Source organism: Kitasatospora sp. NPDC101155, assembly GCF_044768305.1.
Lineage (GTDB): Bacteria > Actinomycetota > Actinomycetes > Streptomycetales > Streptomycetaceae > Kitasatospora.
This window is the reverse complement of record NZ_JBIWPN010000019.1, coordinates 101756-122750: the sequence shown is the minus strand read 5'-3', so window position 1 is coordinate 122750 and position 20995 is coordinate 101756. Positions and strand designations below refer to the sequence as shown.

Genomic DNA, 20995 nt, shown 5'->3' with positions numbered 1-20995 from the left:
GGGCGGAGCGCCCCGCTTTCGCCCGACTGCGGCAGATTCTTGTTACCCGCGGGTACCGAACCGGCCCCCGAAGGCCTAGGCTGCGCCGTATGTCGGACCTCACAGCAGATGCAGCGGCCACCGAACACCCCGGCGCCGGTCCCGCGAGCGGCAACCCGGCAGCTCCCGGGGGTGGCCGGACCGTCGCGGCCGCCGTCCCGCCGTCCCTGGTGGCCCGGCTGGCCGCCGGGGTCACCGCGACCGGTGAGCCCAGTGTGGTGGAGACCGTCGCCCCGCTGACCGGCGAGCGGCTGGCCGGCCTGCCGCGGTCCACCCCGGCCGACGTCGAGGTCGCCTTCCAGCTGGCCCGCCGCGCCCAGTCCGCCTGGGCCGCGCTGCCGGTGCGCCGCCGCGCCGCCGTCCTGCTGCGCTTCCACGACCTGCTGCTCAAGCGGCAGGACGAGGTGCTGGACCTGATCCAGGCCGAGACCGGCAAGGCCCGGCTGCACGCCTTCGAGGAGGTGCTCGCCGTCGCCATGGCCGCCCGGCACTACGGGCGCGGCGCGCAGGGCTACCTCCGGGACCGCCGCCGCGGCGGGGCGCTGCCGGTGCTCACCCACACCGTCGAGGCCCGCCGCCCCAAGGGCGTGGTCGGCCACATCTCGCCGTGGAACTACCCGCTGGAGCTGTGCATCGGCGACCTGCTGCCCGCCTTCGCGGCCGGCAACGCGGTGGTCAACAAGCCCGACACCCAGACCGCGCTGACCGGGCTGTGGGCCCGCGAGCTGCTGATCGAGGCCGGGCTGCCGGCCGACCTGTGGCAGGTGGTGATCGGCGACGGCCCGGTGATCGGACCCGCCGTGGTGGAGCACGCCGACTACGTCTCCTTCACCGGCTCGACCCGCACCGGCCGCGAGGTCGCCCAGCGCGCCGCCGCCCGGCTGGTCGGCGCCTCGCTGGAACTCGGCGGCAAGAACGCCATGCTGGTGCTCTCCGACGCCGACCTCGACGCGGCCGCCGCCGGCGCCGTCCGGGCCTGCTTCTCCTCGGCCGGGCAGCTGTGCATCTCGATCGAGCGGCTGCTGGTGCACCGCTCGGTGGCCGACGAGTTCCTGGAGCGCTTCGTCGCCCGCACCCGGGAGCTGCGCCTGGGCGGCGGCCTCGCGTACGGCGCCGACATGGGCTCGCTGGTCTCCGTGCGCCAGCTGGACACCACCACCCGGCACGTGGAGGAGGCGGTCAAGGCGGGCGCCACCGTGCTGGCCGGCGGACGGGCCCGGCCGGACCTCGGCCCGTACTTCTACGAGCCGACCGTCCTCGACGGGGTGACCCCGGAGATGTCGGTCTGCGGCGAGGAGACCTTCGGTCCGGTCGTCGCGGTCTACCGCTTCGACACCGAGGAGGAGGCGGTCGCGGCCGCCAACTCCACGCCGTACGGCCTGAACTCCAGCGTCTGGACCAGGGACCTGCGGCGCGGCCGGGCGGTCGCGGCCCGGCTGCGCACCGGGACGGTCAACGTCAACGAGGCGTACGCGGCTGCGTACGGCTCGGTCGCCTCGCCGATGGGCGGGATGGGCGACTCCGGGCTCGGCCGGCGCCACGGCGCAGAGGGCATCCTGCGCTTCACCGAGGCGCAGACCATCGCGACCCAGCGGGTGATGCCGCTGGCGCCCTCCTTCGGCCTGGACGACAAGCAGTTCGCGGCCGTGATGACCGGCGGACTGCGGGTGCTCAAGGCGCTGCGGTTCAAGTGACCCCCGGGCCGGGGGCGTCCGGGCGCACGCGGCTCCCGGACCCAGGTGACTTCGGGGCCCACCTGGCGCCCGGGGCCGAGTGGCGTCCGACCGGCTTTTCCCACAGGTAGGTTCAACCCTCGAAGGAGCAGTGGCAGATGGTGGAGTCCGGCGGTGCGGCGGAGTTCGACTACGACGTGGTCGTGGTCGGTTCCGGCTTCGGCGGTTCGGTCGCGGCGCTGCGGCTGACCGAGAAGGGCTACCGGGTCGCCGTCCTGGAGGCCGGTCGGCGCTTCGAGCGGGACGAACTGCCCCGGAACTCCTGGGACCTGCCGAACTACCTGTGGGCGCCGCAGCTCGGGCTGTACGGCATCCAGCGGATCCATCTGCTGGCCAATGTGCTGATCCTGGCCGGCGCGGGGGTCGGCGGCGGTTCGCTGAACTACGCCAACACCCTGTACGTGCCGCCGAAGGCCTTCTTCGAAGACCGTCAGTGGCGCCACATCACGGACTGGCAGCAGGAGTTGGCGCCGTTCTACGACCAGGCGCAGCGGATGCTCGGGGTTCGGCTGAACCCGACCGTCACCCCCTCGGACGTCCACCTCAAGGCGGCCGCCGAGCGGATGGGCGTCGGCGACACCTTCCACATGGCGCCGGTCGGGGTCTTCTTCGGCGACGGCAAGGACACCGACGGCACCACCAAGGCGGCGCCCGGGGACGAGGTCGCCGACCCGTACTTCGGCGGGGCCGGCCCGGCCCGCAAGGCCTGCGTGGAGTGCGGCGAGTGCATGACCGGCTGCCGGCACGGCGCAAAGAACATGCTCACCGAGAACTACCTGTACCTGGCGGAGCGGGGCGGCGCCGAGATCCTCCCGCTCACCACGGTGGCCCGGATCCGGGAGCACGGCGAAGGCTTCGCAGTGGACGTGCGCCGCACCGACTCCCGCTCCAGGACCGACCGGGTGAAGGCGGGCGCGCGGACCGTCACCGCCGCCCGGGTGGTCGTCGCGGCCGGCACCTACGGCACCCAGTCGCTGCTGCACCGGATGCGCGACGCCGGCCACCTGCCCCGGATCTCCGCCCGGCTCGGCGAGCTGACCCGCACCAACTCCGAGGCGCTGGTGGGCGCGCAGACCACCGACCGGCGCTACGGCCGCAAGGCGGACTTCACCAAGGGCGTCGCGATCACCTCCTCGATCCACCCGGACGCCAACACCCACATCGAGCCGGTCCGCTACGGCAAGGGCTCCAACGCGATGGGCGCGCTGTCCATCGCCCAGGTCAAGGGCGGCGGGAGGGTCCCGCGCTGGCTGCGCTACCTGGGCAACTCGGTGCTCCACCCGGCGACCTTCGCCCGCTCGATGGACCAGCGCGGCTGGTCCGAGAAGACGATCATCGGTCTGGTGATGCAGTCGCTGGACAACTCGATCACCGTCTCGCTCAAGAAGGGCCCGCTCGGCAAGCCCCGGCTCACCTCCAGCCAGGGCCACGGCACCCCCAACCCGACCTGGATCCCGGCCGCCGAGCAGGGCGCCCAGGCGCTGGCCGAGGAGATCAACGGCTTCGCGGGCAGCACCGTCGGCGAGATCTTCGACATCCCGATGACCGCGCACTTCCTCGGCGGCTGCCCGATCGGCGACGCCCCCGAGACCGGCGTGGTCGACCCGTACCACCGGCTGTACGGGCACCCCGGGATCAGCGTGGTGGACGGCGCGGCCGTCTCCGCCAACCTCGGTGTGAACCCCTCGCTCACCATCACCGCCCAGGCCGAGCGCGCCCTGTCGATGTGGCCCAACAAGGGCGAGGAGGACCCGCGCCCGGCCCCGGGCGAGGCCTACCGCCCGGTCGCCGCCGTCGCGCCGGTCCGACCGGCCGTGCCGGAGGGCGCGTTCGGTGCGCTGCGGCTGCCGCTGCTGCCCGTCCCGGAGGTCCCGAAGAAGCGCGACTAGGGCCCGTGGACCGGCCCCGGACCCGCCCGGTCGGGGCCAAACCCACTGGTTTCTTCCGCGGTTGACAGCCGTTCGGATCCGATGGGATAAACGGGCTCCCTGGGGGGACCAGGAACTCGTCGAGCGGGGGGAATGCGGTCCATGGCCAACTGCGCATCGTGCGGCGCGACTTCGGTGGAGGGAGCGCCCGCCTGCGGGTCGTGCGGCCGACCGCCGGCACCCCCGCCCCCGACCGCCGCCCCGCCCGCCGTGCCGCCGCCCGCTCCCGGGTACGGGCCGCCGCCGCCCGCCGCGCCGCCCGGCTCCTACCCGCCGCCCGGCCCGGGCGCCGGCCAGCCGTACGTGAAGCAGCCGCCGGTCGGCGGCCCGCCCGGGACGGGCAGTTGGGGCGCCGGCGTTCCGTACGAGAAGCCGCAGCGCCTGCTCACCGGGCTGGACTGGCGCCCCGCCTTCCTGGCGGCCGTCGCCCCGACGCTGGTCCTGCTGCTGGTGGCACTTGCCGTGGCCATCCCCAGTGACTACACCTACGACGGCTCCCTCCCCGCACCCGACTTCGGCCACCGCTTCGGCGTGATGCTGTCGATGGCGCTGAACGCGCTCGGCGCGCCGTTCCGGCTCGGCTACCAGAGCCCGCTGTTCCGGGGCAGCGCGGGGCGCATGGACATCACCTTCTGGGTGGTGCCGATGACCGTCACCGTCCTGTGGTGCCTCGCGCTCTGGCTCGGTCTGCGGGCCGGGCTGCGCCGGCGCAAGGCCGACGGCTCCCAGCTGACGAGGGCGCAGGCGGCCGGCGAGGCGCTGCGCACCGCCCTGGTCCTCGGCCTGGCGACCCTGCTGCTCGGGGCGGTCGGGAGCACCACCTGGCAGCCGGACCGCCGTGAACTCGACCCCGACTACTACGGCTCCGGCACCGCCGACCTCGCGAAGGCGAGCTTCACCGCCGACTCCACCTGGCTGTGGGCGGTCGGCTGGGCCGTGGCGCTGGGCGGGCTGCTGACCTTCGCCGTGTACGGCACCGACGCGCTGCGCTGGGCCGCCTGGCGCAGCCGGGCGGTGCGCGGCTGGGCGGTGGCCGCGCTGACCGCGGGCCGGGCGCTGGCGCTGACCCTGGGCCTGGCCTCGGTGACGGCCTTCGTGCTGGTCGCGGTCAACAACGACAACGGCTGGCTGACGGCGAGCTCGCTGGCCTTCCTGCCGAACCTCGGCCTGGTGCTGCTGGGCATCGGCTCGGGCGCCACCTTCCGGGCCCACAGCGACCTGGGCGGGGACGTACCGGACTGGCGCGGGCAGGGCGGCGGCGGCGCGGAGTTCTCCTTCTTCGACCTGCACGACCAGACCGCCGACTGGCGGTGGACGGGGCTGCTGGCGCTCGCCGCGGCCGGCTTCCTCGGCTGGACGGCGTACCGGCGGCAGCTGGACGCCGCCGACCGGTTGCGGCTGGCGACCGTGCACACCGGGCTGCTCACCCTGCTCTCGGCGGCGTCCGGCGGGCTGATGACCACCTCGATGTCGTACGTGGTGCCGTCGGTCGGGAGCTGGGACGGGTCCGGCAGCCGAAGCACCTCGCAGGACACCACGGTGGGCCTGGCGTTCCCGAGCGTCCTGGTGGCCAGCGCGGTCTGGGCGGTGGTCGGAGCGCTGGTGGTGCACGCGGTGCTCTCCGCCCTCGGCGGCCGGGGCCGGGTCGTCCGGTACGCGTCCGGCGCCGCGCCGTACGGTGCGCCGCACGGTTCTTGCGGGGCGGTGCCGCCGCAGGTGCCGTACCCGGGCGGTCCGGCGTACGGCGTTCCGCCACAGGGCGTGCCGTCGCAGGGCGTGCCGTCGCAGGCCCCCGCCCCGTACGGGGCGCCGCCGCCGGACGCCGCACCGCAGGACGCGCCGCCGGAGCCGCCCGGGGCCGGGGTGAGCGAGGTGATCGGCTCGCACGAGACGCCGCCGCCCCCCGCCGGCACACCGCTGCCCGCCCACCCGCCGCGGCCGCCCGAGGAGCCGGTGGACCCGAGCGTCTGGCGCGACCACCCCTGACGCGAGACCGCCTGGCCGCCTGGCCGCGGCCGGGGAACGGGCAAAGGGCCCCGCGGGGGAACGGGGCCCTTTGTCGTTCAGCACTCGGCGTCAGGGCTGCGCCGGTGCTGGAGGTGACGGCGCCGGGGGAGGAGCGCCGTCGTGTCGGTTGGCTTCGGGTCGCGTCCTCGCGGCTCCGGCGTGGGTGGCCGGCGGAGCGGGTCGCGCACGCCTGTGCGACGGCGGTCGGTGCGCAGGTTTGCGCCGGGCCCCCGCTCACGGAGCGTGAAGTGAAAACCGGTGTCGCCTTCCTGCGCGGCGGCGGCGGAGACATCGGTCCGGACCTCCGCGATGAGCCTGCCGGCCGCCGGGAGAACCGTTCACACCGAGCATCGTGCTGGACGGAGGGCTTGCTCTGCAACCGATTCGGCACAGTTCGGCACAGTCCATTTACGGCGGTCACCGCGCCGAATGATCACGGTGAGTAGTGGTCGAAGCGGTTGCGGCGCACGGGGACGCGCGTAGCAGTGCGGGATGGTGAGGGTTGTGCGCCCGGGGCGTGCCCCGGGGTGAACCTTCGGTGCGACGGCCGGTCCCGGGCGTCCCCGGGGCCGGCCGCCCCACCTCTCGGCCCAGTCGCGGCCGGGGTCGCTGTCCCCTGCTGGCCGGCCGCGGCACCCGCGCACGGTCCCACGGAGCCGCGCTCCCCGGCGGGCCGGGGCGGCGGCGCCACGTGCGCCGGTGGACTGGGGTGAAGCTCCACGCGTGGTCCTGCAGCCCGTACGGCGTGCCCCCGGTCGGGGGGCGCTGGCGGCGCGTCTGGCGGACGCGGCGTGGCCGTGCGGTCGTCAGAAGCAACGAAGCGCAGGCCCGCCCGGTCACGGTTCTTTGGACGGGCAGACGAGTGAAACCGGACAGCCCGGTAGAATCGGAGTCCAGACACCCCACACCCGTCCGCCGCCGCCGCCCCCGTCGGGGAGGCGGTTCAGCGCGACACCTCGATACCGCTGCCGGAAGGCCGTCTGTGTCCTCTGCAATTCCCGTCCAGTCCGCACCGGACAACGACACCGTCCTGGTGGTCGACTTCGGTGCCCAGTACGCCCAGCTCATCGCCCGTCGGGTGCGTGAGGCGCGGGTCTACAGCGAGATCGTGCCGAGCAGCATGCCGGTCGCCGAGATGCTCGCCAAGAACCCCAAGGCGATCATCCTCTCCGGTGGCCCGTCGTCGGTCTACGAAGAGGGCGCGCCGCAGATCGACCGCGCGATCTTCGAGGCCGGTGTCCCGGTCTTCGGCATGTGCTACGGCTTCCAGCTGATGGCCGTGACCCTCGGCGGCACCGTCGACAACACCGGCGCCCGCGAGTACGGCCGCACCCCGCTGGTCGTCTCCCGCACCGGCTCCACCCTGTTCGAGGGCGTCCCGGCGCAGCACTCGGTGTGGATGTCGCACGGCGACGCCTGCTCCGCCGCCCCGGAGGGCTTCACCGTCACCGCCTCCACCGACGTGGTGCCGGTCGCGGCCTTCGAGAACGACGAGGCCCGCCTGTACGGCGTCCAGTACCACCCCGAGGTGCTGCACTCCGACCACGGCCAGCAGATCCTGGAGCACTTCCTCTACCGCGGCGCCGGCATCGCCCCGACCTGGACCACCGGCAGCGTGGTCGACGAGCAGATCGCCCTGATCCGCGAGCAGGTCGGCAACAAGCGCGCGATCTGCGGCCTGTCCGGCGGGGTGGACTCCGCGGTCGCCGCCGCCCTGGTCAACAAGGCCATCGGCGACCGGCTGACCTGCGTCTACGTCGACCACGGCCTGATGCGCAAGGGCGAGACCGAGCAGGTCGAGAAGGACTTCGTGGCCGCCACCGGCGTCCAGCTGAAGGTCGTCGACGCCTCCGAGCGCTTCCTGAACGCGCTGAAGGGGGTCACCGACCCCGAGGAGAAGCGCAAGATCATCGGCCGCGAGTTCATCCGGGTCTTCGAGCAGGCCCAGGCCGAGATCGTCGCCGAGGCCGGCGCGCACGGCGAGTCGGTCGACTTCCTGGTCCAGGGCACCCTGTACCCGGACGTGGTGGAGTCCGGCGGCGGCACCGGCACCGCCAACATCAAGTCCCACCACAACGTCGGCGGCCTGCCCGAGGACCTGCAGTTCCAGCTGGTCGAGCCGCTGCGCAAGCTGTTCAAGGACGAGGTCCGGATGGTCGGCCAGGAGCTCGGCCTGCCGGAGGAGATCGTCCAGCGCCAGCCGTTCCCGGGCCCGGGCCTGGGCATCCGGATCGTCGGCGAGGTCACCAAGGAGCGGCTGGACCTGCTCCGCGACGCCGACGCGATCGCCCGCGAGGAGCTGACCGCGGCCGGTCTGGACCGCGAGATCTGGCAGTGCCCGGTCGTGCTGCTCGCCGACGTCCGCAGCGTGGGCGTCCAGGGCGACGGCCGCACCTACGGTCACCCGATCGTGCTGCGCCCGGTCTCCTCCGAGGACGCCATGACCGCCGACTGGTCGCGCCTGCCGTACGACGTGCTGGCCCGGATCTCCACCCGGATCACCAACGAGGTCCGCGACGTGAACCGCGTCGTCGTCGACGTCACCAGCAAGCCGCCGGGCACCATCGAGTGGGAGTAGCACTCCCGCACCGCTGAGCCGGTGCTGAACGGCCGCGCCGTCGTTCCCGTACGGGGGAGCGGCGGCGCGGCCGTTCGCTCCCCCGGGTGGGACCTCTTGCTCTGCTCGGGTGGGACGTCCCACCGAAAGCGTGCAGGAGCGGGCAGAATGCGGACCGGACCTGTCAGGGAGTGGCAGGCCGCGAAGGAAGGTGTGAGGGATGTCGGAGGCCAGTGACTCCGTGGTGGTCGACGGGGATGCGACCGGCCAGGCCGACCGGGCGGCCCAGCTGCGGGCGTTCGCATCCACGTACGCGCTGCTGCCCTTGCGGCTGTTCCTCGGCGTCACCTTCGTCTACGCCGCCCTGGACAAGCTCTCCGACTCCCACTTCCTGGCCGGCGCGGGCGATCCGGCCTCCTTCGTCTCGCAGACCCAGGCGGCCAGGACCGTCGGCAGCCCGATCTCCTTCCTGCTCGGCCCGGCCCTCGACACGCCCACCCTGTTCGCCCTCGCGGTCGCCTTCGGCGAGCTGGCCGTCGGCCTCGGCACCCTGCTCGGCCTCTGGGGCCGGGTCGCGGCGCTCGGCGGCGCGCTGATCAACCTGAGCCTCTGGCTCACCGTCAGCTGGAGCGTCTCGCCCTACTACCTCGGCAACGACCTCGGCTACCTGATGGCCTGGACCCCGCTGCTGCTGGCCGGCACGCCGTACCTGTCGGTGGACGGCTACCTGGCCCGCCGGGCCGGGCGGGACCGGGAGCGCGGGCTGGCCGAGGGCCACGTCAAGCGCCGGGCGCTGGTGGACGGCGGGATCGCGGCGGTCGCGATCGGCGGCGCCGGGCTGCTGACCGGCTCGCTGACCCGGACCTTCGGCCGGAGGAAGCAGGCCGCCCCCAAGCAGTCCGCGGCCCCCGCCTCCGCCGTGACGGCGCCCGCCCCCTCGGCGCACGGCCCCTCGGTGCCCGCGGCGGACGTGCCGGTCGGCGGCTCGGCGCAGGTCAAGGACCCGGCCACCGGGGACGCCGTCTACATCGTGCAGCCCAAGGCGGGCCAGTACTGTGCCCTCTCCTCGGTGTGCACCCACTCCGGCTGCGCGGTGGACGCGCCGAAGAACGGCCAGCTGTACTGCCCGTGCCACGGTTCCCGGTTCGACGCCGCGACCGGCGCGGTGGTCAACGGGCCGGCGGTCAAGCCGCTGCCCAGGTACACCGTCAGCAAGGACGGGGACAAGCTGACCCTGGGCCCGCTGCAGAGCTGAGGGCCGGGCCCGGAGCCGGGCGTCGGACAGGCCTCAGTCCTGCGGGCCTCGGTCCTCGCGGTCGGGCCGGCTGCGCCGGGCCACCGCGACCACCGCGCCGGCCAGGCCGCCCACGCCCAGCACGATGAAGGTGCCCGCCACGACGATCCGTCCGTTCACCGACTGGTCGTTGAGCGCCGCCACCAGGTAGAGCACGGCGATCGCCGTGAACAGTCCGCCCGCGATCAGCGAGAACAGGTCGAGCCGGTGCTTCCTCACTGCTGGACCACCTTGATGTCGCCGATGCCGATGCCGAGTTCGAGGTCGAGCGTGCCCTTGGACCGATGACCGGCCGGCGGGTCGAGCACGTAGGTGTGCCGCCCGGTGCTGTCGTTGCGGTCGCCGGGGACGTTGATGCTGCCGAGGCCGACCCGGGCCACCAGGTTCACCGTGACGTCCGGCGGCAGGGTGACGGTCAGCTGACCGGCGCCGAGGTCGACCTTGGTGGTGAGGGTGCTCCCGGCGGGGTCGATCCCGGCCAGGTCCAGCCGGATGTCGCCGGCACCGAGGTTGTAGCGGTCCTTCAGGTCGGCGGCCGAGGCGACCGTCCACGAGCGGTCGCCGATGGCGTCCTGCACGGTGTGCGGCGCGTGGCCGACGAAGGCCAGCGCCAGGGTGGCCAGCAGGCCCAGCACCGCGAGCCTGCGGGCCTTGCCGAACTTCGCGGCCAGCAGCAGGGTCAGGCCGATCACCAGCAGACCGGTGGCCAGCACGACCGTGCTCAGCCTGGTGACGTCGGTGTGGCCGACCGAGGCGGACCAGACCGCGGTGGCCGCGCCGATCGCCAGCAGGAAGCCGAAGAAGCCGAGCGCCGAGCGCTCCCTGGGGTGCCGGACCACGGCCGGATCGCGGCGGCGCTCCGGACGCTCCTTGCGCAGCGGGTCGCCCTCCGGCAGGTCGGCGCGCTGCCACCAGGGCTGGGCCGGGCTGCCGGGCGGCGGCACCTTCGTGCCTCCCCCGGCCTCCGGCCGGGGGAGCCCCCATGGGGGAGTCGTGTCCGAGGAGGTGGGGGCGGCCTCGCCGTACGGGTTGCGCTCGGGGTGGCGCGGGTCCCACAGGTAACCGCTCGGGCCGGGGGCGGGGGAGTCGGCGGGGACCCTCCCGGCGGCCTGGCCGGCGGCGTGCTGGGCGCGGGCCGCCTCGTCCTGCGGCGGGCGCGGCCAGCCGTGGCCCTCACCCTCGCCCTCGGGGAAGTGTCGGTCGTACGGGCCGCCGCGGCGGCGGCCGCGGATCCGGCCGCGGCGGCGTTCCGGGTCGTAGCGCACCGCCAGGAAGACCAGGCCGCCGAGCAGCAGCAGCGGGAACAGCTGGTCGCCGTCGCCCATCGAGGAGAAGAACACCCCGGTGCCGATCACGGTCAGCAGCACCGCGCCGACCGACTGGCCGTCGACCCGGCCGGTGAGCACCCGCTGGAGCTCGGTGCGCGCTCCCCGGCCCGTGCCGTCGGCGGCGCCCTCGGTCGGGACGATCAGCCAGGCCAGGCCGTACAGGAACAGTCCGAGGCCGCCGGAGAGGCAGAGCACCACGGTGACCACCCGGAAGACCACCGGGTCGATGTCCAGATGCCGCCCGAGACCGCCGCAGACGCCGGCCACCACGCGGTGGTGCTCGGCCCGGGTCAGCGGCGGGCGGTCCGGTTCCGGCGGGGCGGCGGGCCCGGCCTCCTGGATGCGGTGGTCCTCGGTCATGGGCACCATCCTTCCCGCAGGCGGTGGTCCGGCCCAACCGGGTCCGGCCCTGCCCGTACCCTGACTTGTCCCTGATAAGCGTGGGGGACACACCCTGATGCGCCCGCGGGCCCCCGCGTGGAACCATCGGTGCCGTGGCAGCACCCGGTACCGATCCCCGACCCCTCGCCCCCGACGCCGCGTCGTCGACCGGCGGTGACCCGAACGCGCCCGACGGCGGGCGGCCGCCGTACCGCCGGCTCTACCGCAGCCCGCAGGGGCGGATGCTGGGCGGCGTCGCGCACGGTCTGGCGGTGCACCTCGGGCTGCCGGTCCGCTGGGTGCGGCTCGCCTTCGTCCTGCTGTTCTTCGCGCAGGGGATCGGTGCGCTGCTGTACGCCGCGTTCTGGTTCGTGGTGCCGATCGGCATCGGCGAGCCCTCGCAGCGCGGCGGCACGTACTGGGTGAACGTCAACGGCGTCTACATCCCGACCTCGCCCTGGCTGCGGCCGGGCACCCCGCTGACCAAGTCCGGCGGCGGCTGGGTCGGCCGGCTGCGCGAACTGCTCCAGCACGCCCTCCAGGGCGAGCCGGTCACCCCGCCCGCCGTCCAGGGCGAGGCCGCGGGGGCCGCGGGCGCCGCCGAGACCGCCGCCTGGCCCGCCGGCAAGAACGGGCAGGGCGGCATCGGCCAGCTCGCCGCCCTGGTCATGCTCGTGATCGGCCTGATCGCCCTGCTGAACGTGCTCGGCTGGCAGACCGCCAAGCCGTACACCTGGCCGCTGCTGGCGATCGGCGTCGGCGTCGCGCTGGTGTGGCGGCAGGCCGACGACTCGCGCTGGCAGCGCTGGTTCGGCATCGAGGAGGGCGAGAAGCGGCGCGGCGCCTACACCCGGGTCGGCGCCGGCGTGCTGCTCGCGGTGGTCGGCACCATCGCGCTGCTCGCCATGCAGGGCAGCGGCTCCCCGCTCGGCTCCGTGATCGAGGCCTCGCTCGCGGTGCTGGCCGGGGTGCTGGTGCTGCTCGGCCCGTACGGCCTGCGGATGTGGCAGGACCTCGGCGCCGAGCGCACCGCCCGCATCCGCGCCCAGGAGCGCGCCGAGATCGCCGCCCACATCCACGACTCGGTGCTGCACACCCTGACCCTGATCCAGCGTCGGGCCGAGGACCCCAAGGAGGTGCTCCGGCTGGCCCGCTCCCAGGAGCGCGAACTGCGGCTGTGGCTGTACCGCCCGGAGGCCGCCGCCGAGGCCGCGCCGGACACCATGGCGGAGACCCTGCGCGCCGCCGTCGCCGAGGTCGAGGACCGGCACGGCGTCCCGGTCGAGCTGGTGATCGTCGGCGACTGCCCGATGGACGAGAAGATCTCGGCACAGATGCAGGCCGCGAGGGAGGCGACCGTCAACGCGGCCAAGTACGGTGGCGGGGGACCGGTCCAGGTCTACGCCGAGGTGGAGGGGAGGACGGTGTCGGTGTTCATCCGCGACCACGGCCCCGGCTTCGACCCCGACACGGTGCCCGAGGACCGGATGGGCGTACGGGAGTCGATCATCGGCCGGATGAAGCGCCACGGCGGCACCGCTCGGGTGCGGCCGGCGGCGGGCGGCGGCACCGAGGTCGAGCTGGAGATGGAGAGAACGAATGACTGAGGCAGCGCCGATGGGGGTCCCCCCGGCCGAAGGCTGGGGGCGCACGGCCAGGGTCGTCCTGGTGGACGACCACCGGATGTTCCGGACGGGGGTCAGGGCCGAGATCGGCCGTACCGAGGTGACCGGCATCGACGTGGTCGGCGAGGCCGACGACGTTGACTCGGCGGTCCGCGTGGTCGCCGAGACCAGGCCGGACGTGGTGCTGCTGGACGTCCACCTGCCCGGCGGCGGCGGCGTCGAGGTGCTGCGCCGCTCGGTCGGCGTGATGGGCGAGCAGGGCGGAGTGAAGTTCCTGGCGCTGTCCGTCTCGGACGCCGCCGAGGACGTCATCGGCGTCATCCGCGGCGGCGCGCGCGGCTACGTCACCAAGACCATCACCGGCACCGACCTGGTCGACGCGATCTTCCGGATCGCCGACGGCGACGCGGTCTTCTCGCCCCGGCTGGCCGGCTTCGTCCTGGACGCCTTCGCCGCCACCGACACCCCGCCGGTGGACGAGGACCTGGACCGCCTCACCCAGCGCGAGCGCGAGGTGCTGCGGCTGATCGCCCGCGGCTACGCCTACAAGGAGATCGCCAAGCAGCTCTTCATCTCGGTGAAGACCGTCGAGAGCCACGTCTCCGCCGTCCTGCGCAAGCTCCAGCTCAGCAACCGCCACGAGCTCACCCGCTGGGCCACCGCCCGCCGTCTGGTCTGAGCCGCGGCGCCGGGCGTCTTCGAACCCCCAAGCGAGCCCGTCCGGTCCGATTCCTCGGACCGGACGGGCTTGTCGGTGGGTGGCCATAGACTCGATGTGCCATGAGTAGCCTCTTTGACGACCTCCCGCTCCCCGGTTTCGAGGCACCCGCCGCCGGGTCGAAGCAGCCCGCAGCACCCATCGACGCCGTCGACGAGGAGCCCCCGCCGTACGAGGACGACGTCCCGTACGACGCCTACGAGGAGGCCATCCCGGAGGGGCTGTTCCAGACCGACCACGCTGCCCAGGCCGAGCGGGACGCCTGGTACCGCAACGGTGCCGCCCGGACGGTGGTGGACCCGGCGCAGCTGCTGGAGGGGATGAACGACCCCCAGCGCGAGGCGGTGCTGCACGCGGACTCGCCGCTGCTGATCGTGGCCGGCGCCGGCTCCGGCAAGACCCGGGTGCTGACCCACCGGATCGCGTACCTGCTGGGCGCCCGCGGGGTGCAGCCGGGCGAGATCCTGGCGATCACCTTCACCAACAAGGCCGCCGGCGAGATGCGCGAGCGCGTCGAGGCGCTGGTCGGCCCGCGCGCCCGGGCGATGTGGGTGTCCACCTTCCACAGCGCCTGCGTGCGGATCCTGCGCCGCGAGTCCAAGGTGCTGGGCTTCACCTCCAGCTTCTCGATCTACGACTCGGCCGACTCGCAGCGGCTGATGTCGCTGGTCTGCCGCGACCTCGACCTGGACCCGAAGCAGTTCCCGCCGAAGTCCTTCACCGCGAAGATCAGCAACCTCAAGAACGAGCTGATCGACGAGGAGACCTTCGCCGACCAGGCGGCCAACCCGATGGAGAAGAAGCTCGCCGAGGCGTACGCGCTGTACCAGCGGCGGCTGCGCGAGGCCAACGCGCTGGACTTCGACGACATCATCATGACGACGGTGAACCTGCTGCAGGCCTTCCCCGACGTCGCCGAGCACTACCGCCGCCGGTTCCGGCACATCCTGGTCGACGAGTACCAGGACACCAACCACGCCCAGTACATGCTGGTGCGCGAGCTGAGCGGTGGGTCCGTCGCGGCCGCGCCGAAGCGCACCGCGGACGGCGACTTCGTCAACCCGGCCGCCGCCCACCTCGCCGAGGTGCCGCCGGCCGAGCTGTGCGTGGTCGGTGACGCGGACCAGTCGATCTACGCCTTCCGCGGCGCGACCATCCGCAACATCCTCCAGTTCGAGGAGGACTACCCGAACGCGACCACGATCCTGCTGGAGCAGAACTACCGCTCCACCCAGACCATCCTGAGCGCCGCCAACGCCGTCATCGAGCGCAACGCCAACCGCCGCGAGAAGAAGCTCTGGACGGCCGGCGACCACGGCGAGAAGGTGGTCGGCTACGTCGCGGACGACGAGCACGGCGAGGCCCAGTTCATCGCCGACGAGATCGACCGGCTCACCGACAAGGGCGAGGCCAAGCCCGGCGACGTCGCGATCTTCTACCGCACCAACGCCCAGTCCCGCGTGTTCGAGGAGGTGTTCATCCGGGTCGGCCTGCCGTACAAGGTGGTCGGCGGGGTGCGCTTCTACGAGCGCAAGGAGGTCCGGGACGTCCTGGCGTACCTGCGGGTGCTCTCCAACCCGGAGGACACCGTGCCGCTGCGCCGGATCCTCAACGTGCCCAAGCGCGGCATCGGCGAGCGGGCCGAGGCGATGGTCGACGCGCTGGCCGCGCGGGAGCGGATCTCCTTCGCCCAGGCGCTGCTGCGGGTGGACGAGGCGTACGGGATGGCCGCGCGCTCGGCCAACGCGGTCAAGAAGTTCAACACCCTGATGGCCGGGCTGCGCCAGGTCGTCGAGTCGGGCGCGGGCCCGGCGGCGGTGCTGGAGGCCGTCCTGGAGGAGACCGGCTACCTGGCCGAGCTCCAGGCCTCGACCGACCCGCAGGACGAGACCCGGGTGGAGAACCTCCAGGAGCTCGCCTCCGTCGCCCTGGAGTACGAGCAGGACCCGGGCGAGCGGCCGGACGCCGGTGAGGATGGCGCGCCGCCGGTCGGCTCGCTGCCCGACTTCCTGGAGCGGGTCGCGCTGGTCGCCGACTCGGACCAGCTCCCGGATGCGAAGCAGTACGGGACAGAAGGAGGAAGTCCGGACGAGGACGCGGAGGGGCAGGGCGTCATCACGATGATGACCCTGCACACCGCCAAGGGCCTGGAGTTCCCGGTGGTCTTCCTGACCGGCATGGAGGACGGGATCTTCCCGCACATGCGGGCGCTCAACCAGGTCAAGGAGCTGGAGGAGGAGCGCCGGCTCGCGTACGTGGGGCTCACCCGCGCCCGGGAGCGGCTCTACCTGACCCGCTCGGTGCTGCGCAGCGCGTGGGGGCAGCCGGCCTACAACCCGGCCTCGCGGTTCCTGGAGGAGATCCCGGAGACGCTGGTCGAGTGGAAGCGGACGGGCGCGGTGCAGGCGCCGGTCCAGCGCGGCTTCTCCTCGGGCTCGTCCTGGGGCAAGTCCTCGTCCGGTGGCGGGAGTTCGCGCTCCTCGTCGGCGGCCGCCCCGCCCAAGGCGGGCTGGGGCCAGTCGGCGCGGCGCGCCGGAAGGGTGGTGGAGCGCGAGGCCGTCTCGCTCGCGGTCGGCGACCGGGTCACCCACGACACCTTCGGGCTGGGCACCGTGGTGGGCGTCACCGGCGTCGGCGACCGGGCGCAGGCCACGGTCGACTTCGGCACCGAGGGGCGCAAGCAGCTGCTGCTGCGCTACGCGCCCGTCGAGAAGCTCTGAACCGCGTGGCGAAGCTCTGAACCGCGTGGCGAAGGTCTGAACCGCTAGCGCGGATCGAGCCCGTTCGAGAGGAACCAGGGCAGCGGGTCGACCGGCCCGCTGCCCGGCGGCCGGATCTCGAAGTGCAGGTGCGGCCCGGTGCTGTTGCCGCTGCTGCCGACGAAGGCGATCACGTCGCCCTGCTTCACCGGGCCCCTGCGCACCTTGTAGGCGCGCAGGTGGCAGAACCAGGCCTCGGTGCCGTCGGGCATCTTCAGGATCGACATGTAGCCGTAGAACGGGTTCCACTGCGTCCGGATCGTGCCGTCGGTGACGGCGTAGACCTCGGAGCCGCCGTCCACCGGGAAGTCGATGCCGGTGTGCCGCTTGGCCCAGTGGGTGCCGGCCGCGCCGAACAGCTCGCCGAGGCCGTGCTGGGCGACCGGCATGACCACCTTGGGCTTGGCCGGATCGGCGGTGGGCTGGGCCGTCGGGGTGTCGGTGGGCCGGGCGTCGCCGGGCTGGGCGCCGGCCAGCGGCTGACGGGCGTCGCCGCGCGAGGCCTGGGTCTGGTCGCCGGCGGCGACCGCCTGTTGCGCGCTCTGCCGGGCGGCGGTGTTGTCCGGGGCGTCGGCGGCGGTCGCCTGGGGCGGCACCCGGTCGGGCTGCTCCTGGATCACCGTGACGGCCGCGGCCCCGGCGACCCCGAGCGCGGCGACCGAGGGGACCGCGACCCGGAACAGCGCGGCCCGGGTGGCCGCCTTGGCGGCGCCGCGGCGCTGGGCGCGGGACTGCTCGCGGGCGGCGAGGCGCAGCTCCGCACGGGTCGGGCGGGCGGCTGCTTCGGGAGCCATCGGGGGCTGCCTCCTCGGTGGGCCTCGGGCGCGTCGTCGAGCGAGAGGGAAAACAGCCGTGACTGTAGCCGCAAGGCCGACGCCCCGGAAAAACCCCCGGTTGTCAAGAGGTCGGCCGGGGGTCCGCGCCGTGTCTGTACGGAGGGTCCGAGGACGGGTGTACCCACTGGTAGCAAGGCCTGGGGCTGTGACTTTGCCCTCCTCTTGGGAGGCGGCGCGGCCAACCGGGCCGGGTGGCGCTAATCTCCCCTCAGGTTGGTTGGTTATCGAGCGTTAACCGCACCCGTGGGCCCACAAGGTCCGGTCGGATAGTGGACGACGAGGTCCAGGAGGCAGTGATGAGTGTGTCGGGGCCGATCCGTGTGGTGGTCGCCAAGCCTGGGCTCGACGGTCACGACCGTGGCGCCAAGGTCATTGCGCGTGCCCTGCGCGACGCCGGTATGGAGGTCATCTACACCGGGCTGCACCAGACGCCCGAGCAGGTGGTCGACACCGCGATCCAGGAGGACGCGGACGGCATCGGGCTGTCGATCCTCTCCGGTGCCCACATGACGCTGTGCGCGCGGGTGCTGGAGCTGTTGAAGGAGCGCGACGCGGAGGACATCAAGGTCTTCTGCGGCGGGATCATCCCGGACGAGGACATCGCCGAGCTCAAGGCGATGGGCGTCGCGGACATCTTCACCCCGGGCACGCCCACCCGGGACGTGGTGGCCTGGGTCGAGGCCAACCTGCGCACCGCCAGCTGAACTTCGGCACGACGAGCGGGTCGGTCCCGGTGCGGACCGGCCCGCTCCGCCGTGCTCGGGGCGTGAGTCGGTCGCGCGGCTCAGGGCGCCGGTTCGGCCGGCCTCAACTCGTTCAGCATCGCCGCCCGGAAGCGCAGCGTCCCGGCCAGCCGGGCGAAGGTCTCCGACCAGGCGGAGTCCGGGGCGGCCCCCACGGCCAGCTCCTCCACCGCGGCGGCCGTCTCCGGGGCGAGCGCGCGTTCCGTCATCCCGAGCACCCCGCTGTGGCTCCACGGGTACGCGCCGGAGGCGGCGGCCCGGGCCAGTGCCGTCACCACGGCGGTGGACAGCGGCGGTGTCCACGGAGTGGCGCAGGCGCCGAGCAGCTGGAAGGCCTCGCCCAGACCGTGCACCTCGATGAAGGCGGCCGTCCAGGCGGCCCGTTCCTCGGGCGGGAGGACGGCCAGCAGCTTGGCCGGGGCCCCGGTGGCCCGCGCGGCGCGGGACCGTCCGGCCCCGCGGGCGGGCGGTACGGGGGCCGGGCCGAGCAGCGCCCGGGCCCATGCGGCGTCGTGCTGGCGGACGGCGGCGCGGGCCCAGGCCTCGCGCAGGTCGTCGGCCCAGCTGCTGCTGGTCGCGTCCACGCTGTCGCCGACCCGCAGTGCGAGCAGCTGCTCGGGCGTCAGGCCGGTGCTCCGCGGCCAGGTCGCGAGCGGCGCGGCGGCCACCACCTCGCCGAACCACCAGGCCCGTTCGCCGCGCCCGGTGGGGGACGTGGGCGTGATCCCGTCGCGCTGCATCCGCTCGTCGCACTCGGCGGGCGGGGTGACCAGCAGGTGGGTGCCGCTCTCGGCGAGGTGGACGGCGGCCTGTGCCCGCTCGGCCATCCGCAGCGCGAGGGCGGAGCCGGGCAGCGTGGAGAGCAGCTCGGCGGCGGTGGCGCGGACGTTCTTGCTGCGGTCGCCGAGGGCGGCCTCCAGGAACGGTTCGTCGGCGGGGGAGAGGCCGTCCTGCAGGGCGTCCAGGAAGAGCAGCCGGTCCTCGGCGCGCTCGGTGGACCAGGTGCTGCGCAGCAGCTCCAGCCCGGCGGCCGGGTCGCTGCGGCGCAGCAGGGTGAGGTGGGTGACCCGCTCGGCGAACAGGCCCTCGTGCCAGAGCCGGTGGTCGGCCGGGTCGTCCGGCTGCCGGTCCGGCTCGGGGGCGGCGGTGCGCAGCACGAACCGCCAGTCCGGGTTGTGCGAGGCCAGCCAGCGGCCCAGCGGACCGGCCAACGCGACGGCGTCGCCGCGCAGTTCGCTGCGTGCGCGGGCGGCGTCGAGCAGCCCGGGTATCAGTGCGGCGGGCGGGCGCAGGCCCTCCAGTCGGGCGGTGGTGAGCCACTGCGGCAGCAGCTCGGCCAGGTTGGCCAGGGTGCCGCCGCCGTTGCCGCCGTTGCCGCCGGTACGCCCGGCGAGCAGGACGGCCAGCCGGCGGGCGGCGGACTCGGGCATCTCCGGGCGGAGGTCCTCGGGCGCGGGCGGCCCGGGCGGCCCGGCGGCCGGTACGGGCAGGGCGCCGGCCCGGCGGCGGACGGTGGCCAGCGCGGCCAGCTCCAGCAGGGCGGTGGCCGGGTCGGACCGGTCCACGGTGTCGGCGAGCGGCAGGGCGGTGGCCGGGAGCGGGCGCCGGTCGGTGCCGAGCAGGGCGCTGGTCCGCAGCGGCTCCCACGGGTCCTGGGTGATCGTCATCGTCGGTTCTCCTATGCGGAAGTGAGGCCGACCGGGCGGTGCTCGGCGGTCCAGGCCGTGACCGGGGCGAAGCCCTGGTGGCCGTACTCGCCGAAGACGGTCAGCGGGCGGCCGGTGGAGACCGCGGCCAGCCGCCACAGCGCCGCCTCCGGGACGGCCGAGGCGCGGACGGGCACGGTGTGGTGGCCGTCCGTCAGGTGCCAGCCGTCCGGGGCGCGGACCGGGACGACCCCGGCGAGCACGGTCGGCCAGCTGTCCAGCCACGGGTCGTCGGCCACCGCGGTGCCGTACCCGGCCACCGCCTCGGCGACGGTGAGCCCGGCGGGCGCCTCGGCCGGGCCGGGTTCGGGGGCGCCGTAGCGGGTGCCGAGCGCGGCGCGCAGCGGGCGGGCGCCGGGGTGGTAGCCGAGTTCGGCCTCCAGCAGGTGGCCGGTGGGCAGGGCGAGTTCGGGGGCCTGGCCGGGGCGGCCGAAGGCGAGCAGCAGGGCGGGGCGGCCGGTCTTGGCGCCGCGCAGCCAGACCCGGCGGGTGGTGAGCCGCTCGTCGGAAGTGTCGCGGCTGCCGAGCACCAGCCAGCGGTCCCGGACGGTCGGCCCGGCGAGCACCTCGGCGGCGTCCAGGGTGTAGCCGACCCGGGCGCGGACGGTGGCGGCCAGCTCGGGCGGCAGCTCGTCGACCCGGGTGGCGGCGGTGGCCAGCAGGTGGAGCATCGCGTACTCCTCCAGCAGCCGCTCCTCCGGCAGGGTGTCCAACTCCCTTACCCGGGTGGCCAGTCCGGAGGCCTGGGCGTCGACCATCCGGGCCGCTACCTCCTCCCAGGGCCCGGCCGTGGACTGGTCGGCCAGGCCGTGCCGGATCCGGTCGGCCAGCCGTAGCCGCAGCTCGGCCGCGCCGGCCGCGACCCGCGCGCCGCGCCGTTCGGCCCGGCGGCGGGCGGCCTCCGGGTCGGCCGGGGGTGCCGCGCGCTTCTCGGCGCGCTCCCGGCGGGCCCTGAGCCAGTCGGCCGCCCAGTCTGCGGGCTCGCCGGCCGGCACGGCCTCGGGGGCGCCGCTCCACAGCAGGAGGAGCCCGAGCGCGTGCTTGCACGGGAACTTCCGGCTGGGGCAGCTGCACTGGTAGGCGGGCGTGGCGAGTTCGATCACGGTGCGGTACGGCGTGCGGCCGCTGCCCCGGCACTCGCCCCAGAGTGCGGCGCCGTCGGTGCCCGTCCCGGACCAGGGCGCGGGCGAGGACAGCTTGCCCGCGGCCTTCTGCGACGCGGCGTCAGGCGCCAGGGACAGGACGTGTTCGGTGCTCCAGCGTTCCTCCATGCGACCGACGGTAGGCGGGGGCACTGACAGCGGCTGACTGCCCGTCCGGACCGGTCCGGCCGTTGTCAGT

14 protein-coding genes and 1 pseudogene are annotated in these 20995 nt (G+C 74.3%); 10 read left to right on the top strand and 5 right to left on the bottom strand.

Going from position 1 to position 20995, the window contains the following annotated elements; all coding sequences use genetic code 11:
• Positions 1-89: 89 nt before the first annotated feature.
• The 6 genes and pseudogenes from ACIRYZ_RS26740 (at position 90) to ACIRYZ_RS26715 (ending at position 9519) form a co-directional block, all read left to right on the top strand.
• A complete protein-coding gene (locus ACIRYZ_RS26740; protein WP_402948608.1) occupies positions 90-1733 on the top strand; it encodes a succinic semialdehyde dehydrogenase in 1644 nt (547 codons plus the stop codon).
• Between the two features lie 137 nt (positions 1734-1870).
• On the top strand, positions 1871-3661 hold the full coding sequence (locus tag ACIRYZ_RS26735; RefSeq protein WP_402948606.1) for a GMC oxidoreductase: 1791 nt from the start codon (positions 1871-1873) through the stop codon (positions 3659-3661).
• Positions 3662-3910: 249 nt separating this feature from the next.
• Positions 3911-5686: a hypothetical protein gene (locus tag ACIRYZ_RS26730; RefSeq protein ID WP_402948603.1), complete on the top strand. Its 1776-nt coding sequence runs from the start codon at positions 3911-3913 to the stop codon at positions 5684-5686.
• 1003 nt (positions 5687-6689) lie between these two features.
• Positions 6690-8285 (top strand): glutamine-hydrolyzing GMP synthase, encoded by a 1596-nt coding sequence (guaA, locus tag ACIRYZ_RS26725; protein WP_402948601.1) that lies wholly within the window; start codon positions 6690-6692, stop codon positions 8283-8285.
• 199 nt (positions 8286-8484) lie between these two features.
• Positions 8485-9012, top strand: a pseudogene (locus tag ACIRYZ_RS26720) (DoxX family membrane protein); the annotation flags it as partial.
• Between the two features lie 48 nt (positions 9013-9060).
• Positions 9061-9519 (top strand): ubiquinol-cytochrome c reductase iron-sulfur subunit, encoded by a 459-nt coding sequence (locus tag ACIRYZ_RS26715; RefSeq protein WP_402948635.1) that lies wholly within the window; start codon positions 9061-9063, stop codon positions 9517-9519.
• 33 nt (positions 9520-9552) lie between these two features.
• Here ACIRYZ_RS26715 and ACIRYZ_RS26710 read toward each other — a convergent pair whose 3' ends face one another.
• Both ACIRYZ_RS26710 and ACIRYZ_RS26705 read right to left on the bottom strand, forming a co-directional pair.
• Positions 9553-9777, bottom strand: coding sequence for a hypothetical protein (locus tag ACIRYZ_RS26710; RefSeq protein WP_402948598.1), 225 nt, complete (start codon positions 9775-9777; stop codon positions 9553-9555).
• Positions 9774-11246 carry a PspC domain-containing protein gene (locus ACIRYZ_RS26705; RefSeq protein ID WP_402948596.1) on the bottom strand — a complete coding sequence of 491 codons (1473 nt, stop codon included), beginning with the start codon at positions 11244-11246 and terminating at the stop codon, positions 9774-9776. The genes ACIRYZ_RS26710 and ACIRYZ_RS26705 overlap by 4 nt, the downstream gene beginning before the upstream one ends.
• A 263-nt stretch (positions 11247-11509) precedes the next feature.
• On the opposite strand from ACIRYZ_RS26705, the gene ACIRYZ_RS26700 reads away from it, so the two are divergent.
• From ACIRYZ_RS26700 to pcrA, 3 genes are all read left to right on the top strand, one after another.
• Entirely contained in the window at positions 11510-12874 is a 1365-nt protein-coding gene (locus tag ACIRYZ_RS26700; RefSeq protein WP_402948633.1) for a PspC domain-containing protein, read from the top strand.
• Positions 12867-13571, top strand: a complete 705-nt coding sequence (locus ACIRYZ_RS26695; RefSeq protein ID WP_380421376.1) for a LuxR C-terminal-related transcriptional regulator — start codon at positions 12867-12869, stop codon at positions 13569-13571. Before ACIRYZ_RS26700 ends, ACIRYZ_RS26695 begins: the two co-directional genes overlap by 8 nt.
• Positions 13572-13672: 101 nt before the next feature.
• On the top strand, positions 13673-16330 hold the full coding sequence (gene pcrA, locus ACIRYZ_RS26690) for a DNA helicase PcrA (RefSeq protein ID WP_402948593.1): 2658 nt from the start codon (positions 13673-13675) through the stop codon (positions 16328-16330).
• Positions 16331-16374: 44 nt separating this feature from the next.
• Here the strand turns inward: pcrA and ACIRYZ_RS26685 are convergent, their stop codons facing one another.
• A complete protein-coding gene (locus ACIRYZ_RS26685) occupies positions 16375-17163 on the bottom strand; it encodes a M23 family metallopeptidase (RefSeq protein ID WP_402948591.1) in 789 nt (262 codons plus the stop codon).
• A 338-nt stretch (positions 17164-17501) separates the two neighbouring features.
• Between ACIRYZ_RS26685 and ACIRYZ_RS26680 the strand changes: the two genes are divergently transcribed.
• Positions 17502-17909, top strand: a complete 408-nt coding sequence (locus ACIRYZ_RS26680) for a cobalamin B12-binding domain-containing protein (protein WP_355669695.1) — start codon at positions 17502-17504, stop codon at positions 17907-17909.
• 80 nt (positions 17910-17989) lie between these two features.
• On the opposite strand, the gene ACIRYZ_RS26675 is transcribed toward ACIRYZ_RS26680, so the two are convergent.
• Positions 17990-19615 (bottom strand): DUF5691 domain-containing protein, encoded by a 1626-nt coding sequence (locus ACIRYZ_RS26675; RefSeq protein WP_402948588.1) that lies wholly within the window; start codon positions 19613-19615, stop codon positions 17990-17992.
• Positions 19616-19626: 11 nt separating this feature from the next.
• A complete protein-coding gene (locus ACIRYZ_RS26670; protein WP_402948585.1) occupies positions 19627-20925 on the bottom strand; it encodes an SWIM zinc finger family protein in 1299 nt (432 codons plus the stop codon).
• Between the last annotated feature and the right edge of the window lie 70 nt (positions 20926-20995).

Coding starts and splice junctions, on each gene's coding strand:
- ACIRYZ_RS26675 (WP_402948588.1), bottom strand. CDS start 19,615: ATGACGATCACCCAGGACCCGTGGGAGCCGCTGCGGACCAGCGCCCTG.
- ACIRYZ_RS26670 (WP_402948585.1), bottom strand. CDS start 20,925: ATGGAGGAACGCTGGAGCACCGAACACGTCCTGTCCCTGGCGCCTGAC.
- ACIRYZ_RS26680 (WP_355669695.1), top strand. CDS start 17,502: ATGAGTGTGTCGGGGCCGATCCGTGTGGTGGTCGCCAAGCCTGGGCTC.
- ACIRYZ_RS26740 (WP_402948608.1), top strand. CDS start 90: ATGTCGGACCTCACAGCAGATGCAGCGGCCACCGAACACCCCGGCGCC.
- ACIRYZ_RS26695 (WP_380421376.1), top strand. CDS start 12,867: ATGACTGAGGCAGCGCCGATGGGGGTCCCCCCGGCCGAAGGCTGGGGG.
- ACIRYZ_RS26700 (WP_402948633.1), top strand. CDS start 11,510: ATGCTGGGCGGCGTCGCGCACGGTCTGGCGGTGCACCTCGGGCTGCCG.
- ACIRYZ_RS26685 (WP_402948591.1), bottom strand. CDS start 17,163: ATGGCTCCCGAAGCAGCCGCCCGCCCGACCCGTGCGGAGCTGCGCCTC.
- ACIRYZ_RS26705 (WP_402948596.1), bottom strand. CDS start 11,246: ATGACCGAGGACCACCGCATCCAGGAGGCCGGGCCCGCCGCCCCGCCG.
- pcrA (WP_402948593.1), top strand. CDS start 13,673: ATGAGTAGCCTCTTTGACGACCTCCCGCTCCCCGGTTTCGAGGCACCC.
- ACIRYZ_RS26735 (WP_402948606.1), top strand. CDS start 1,871: ATGGTGGAGTCCGGCGGTGCGGCGGAGTTCGACTACGACGTGGTCGTG.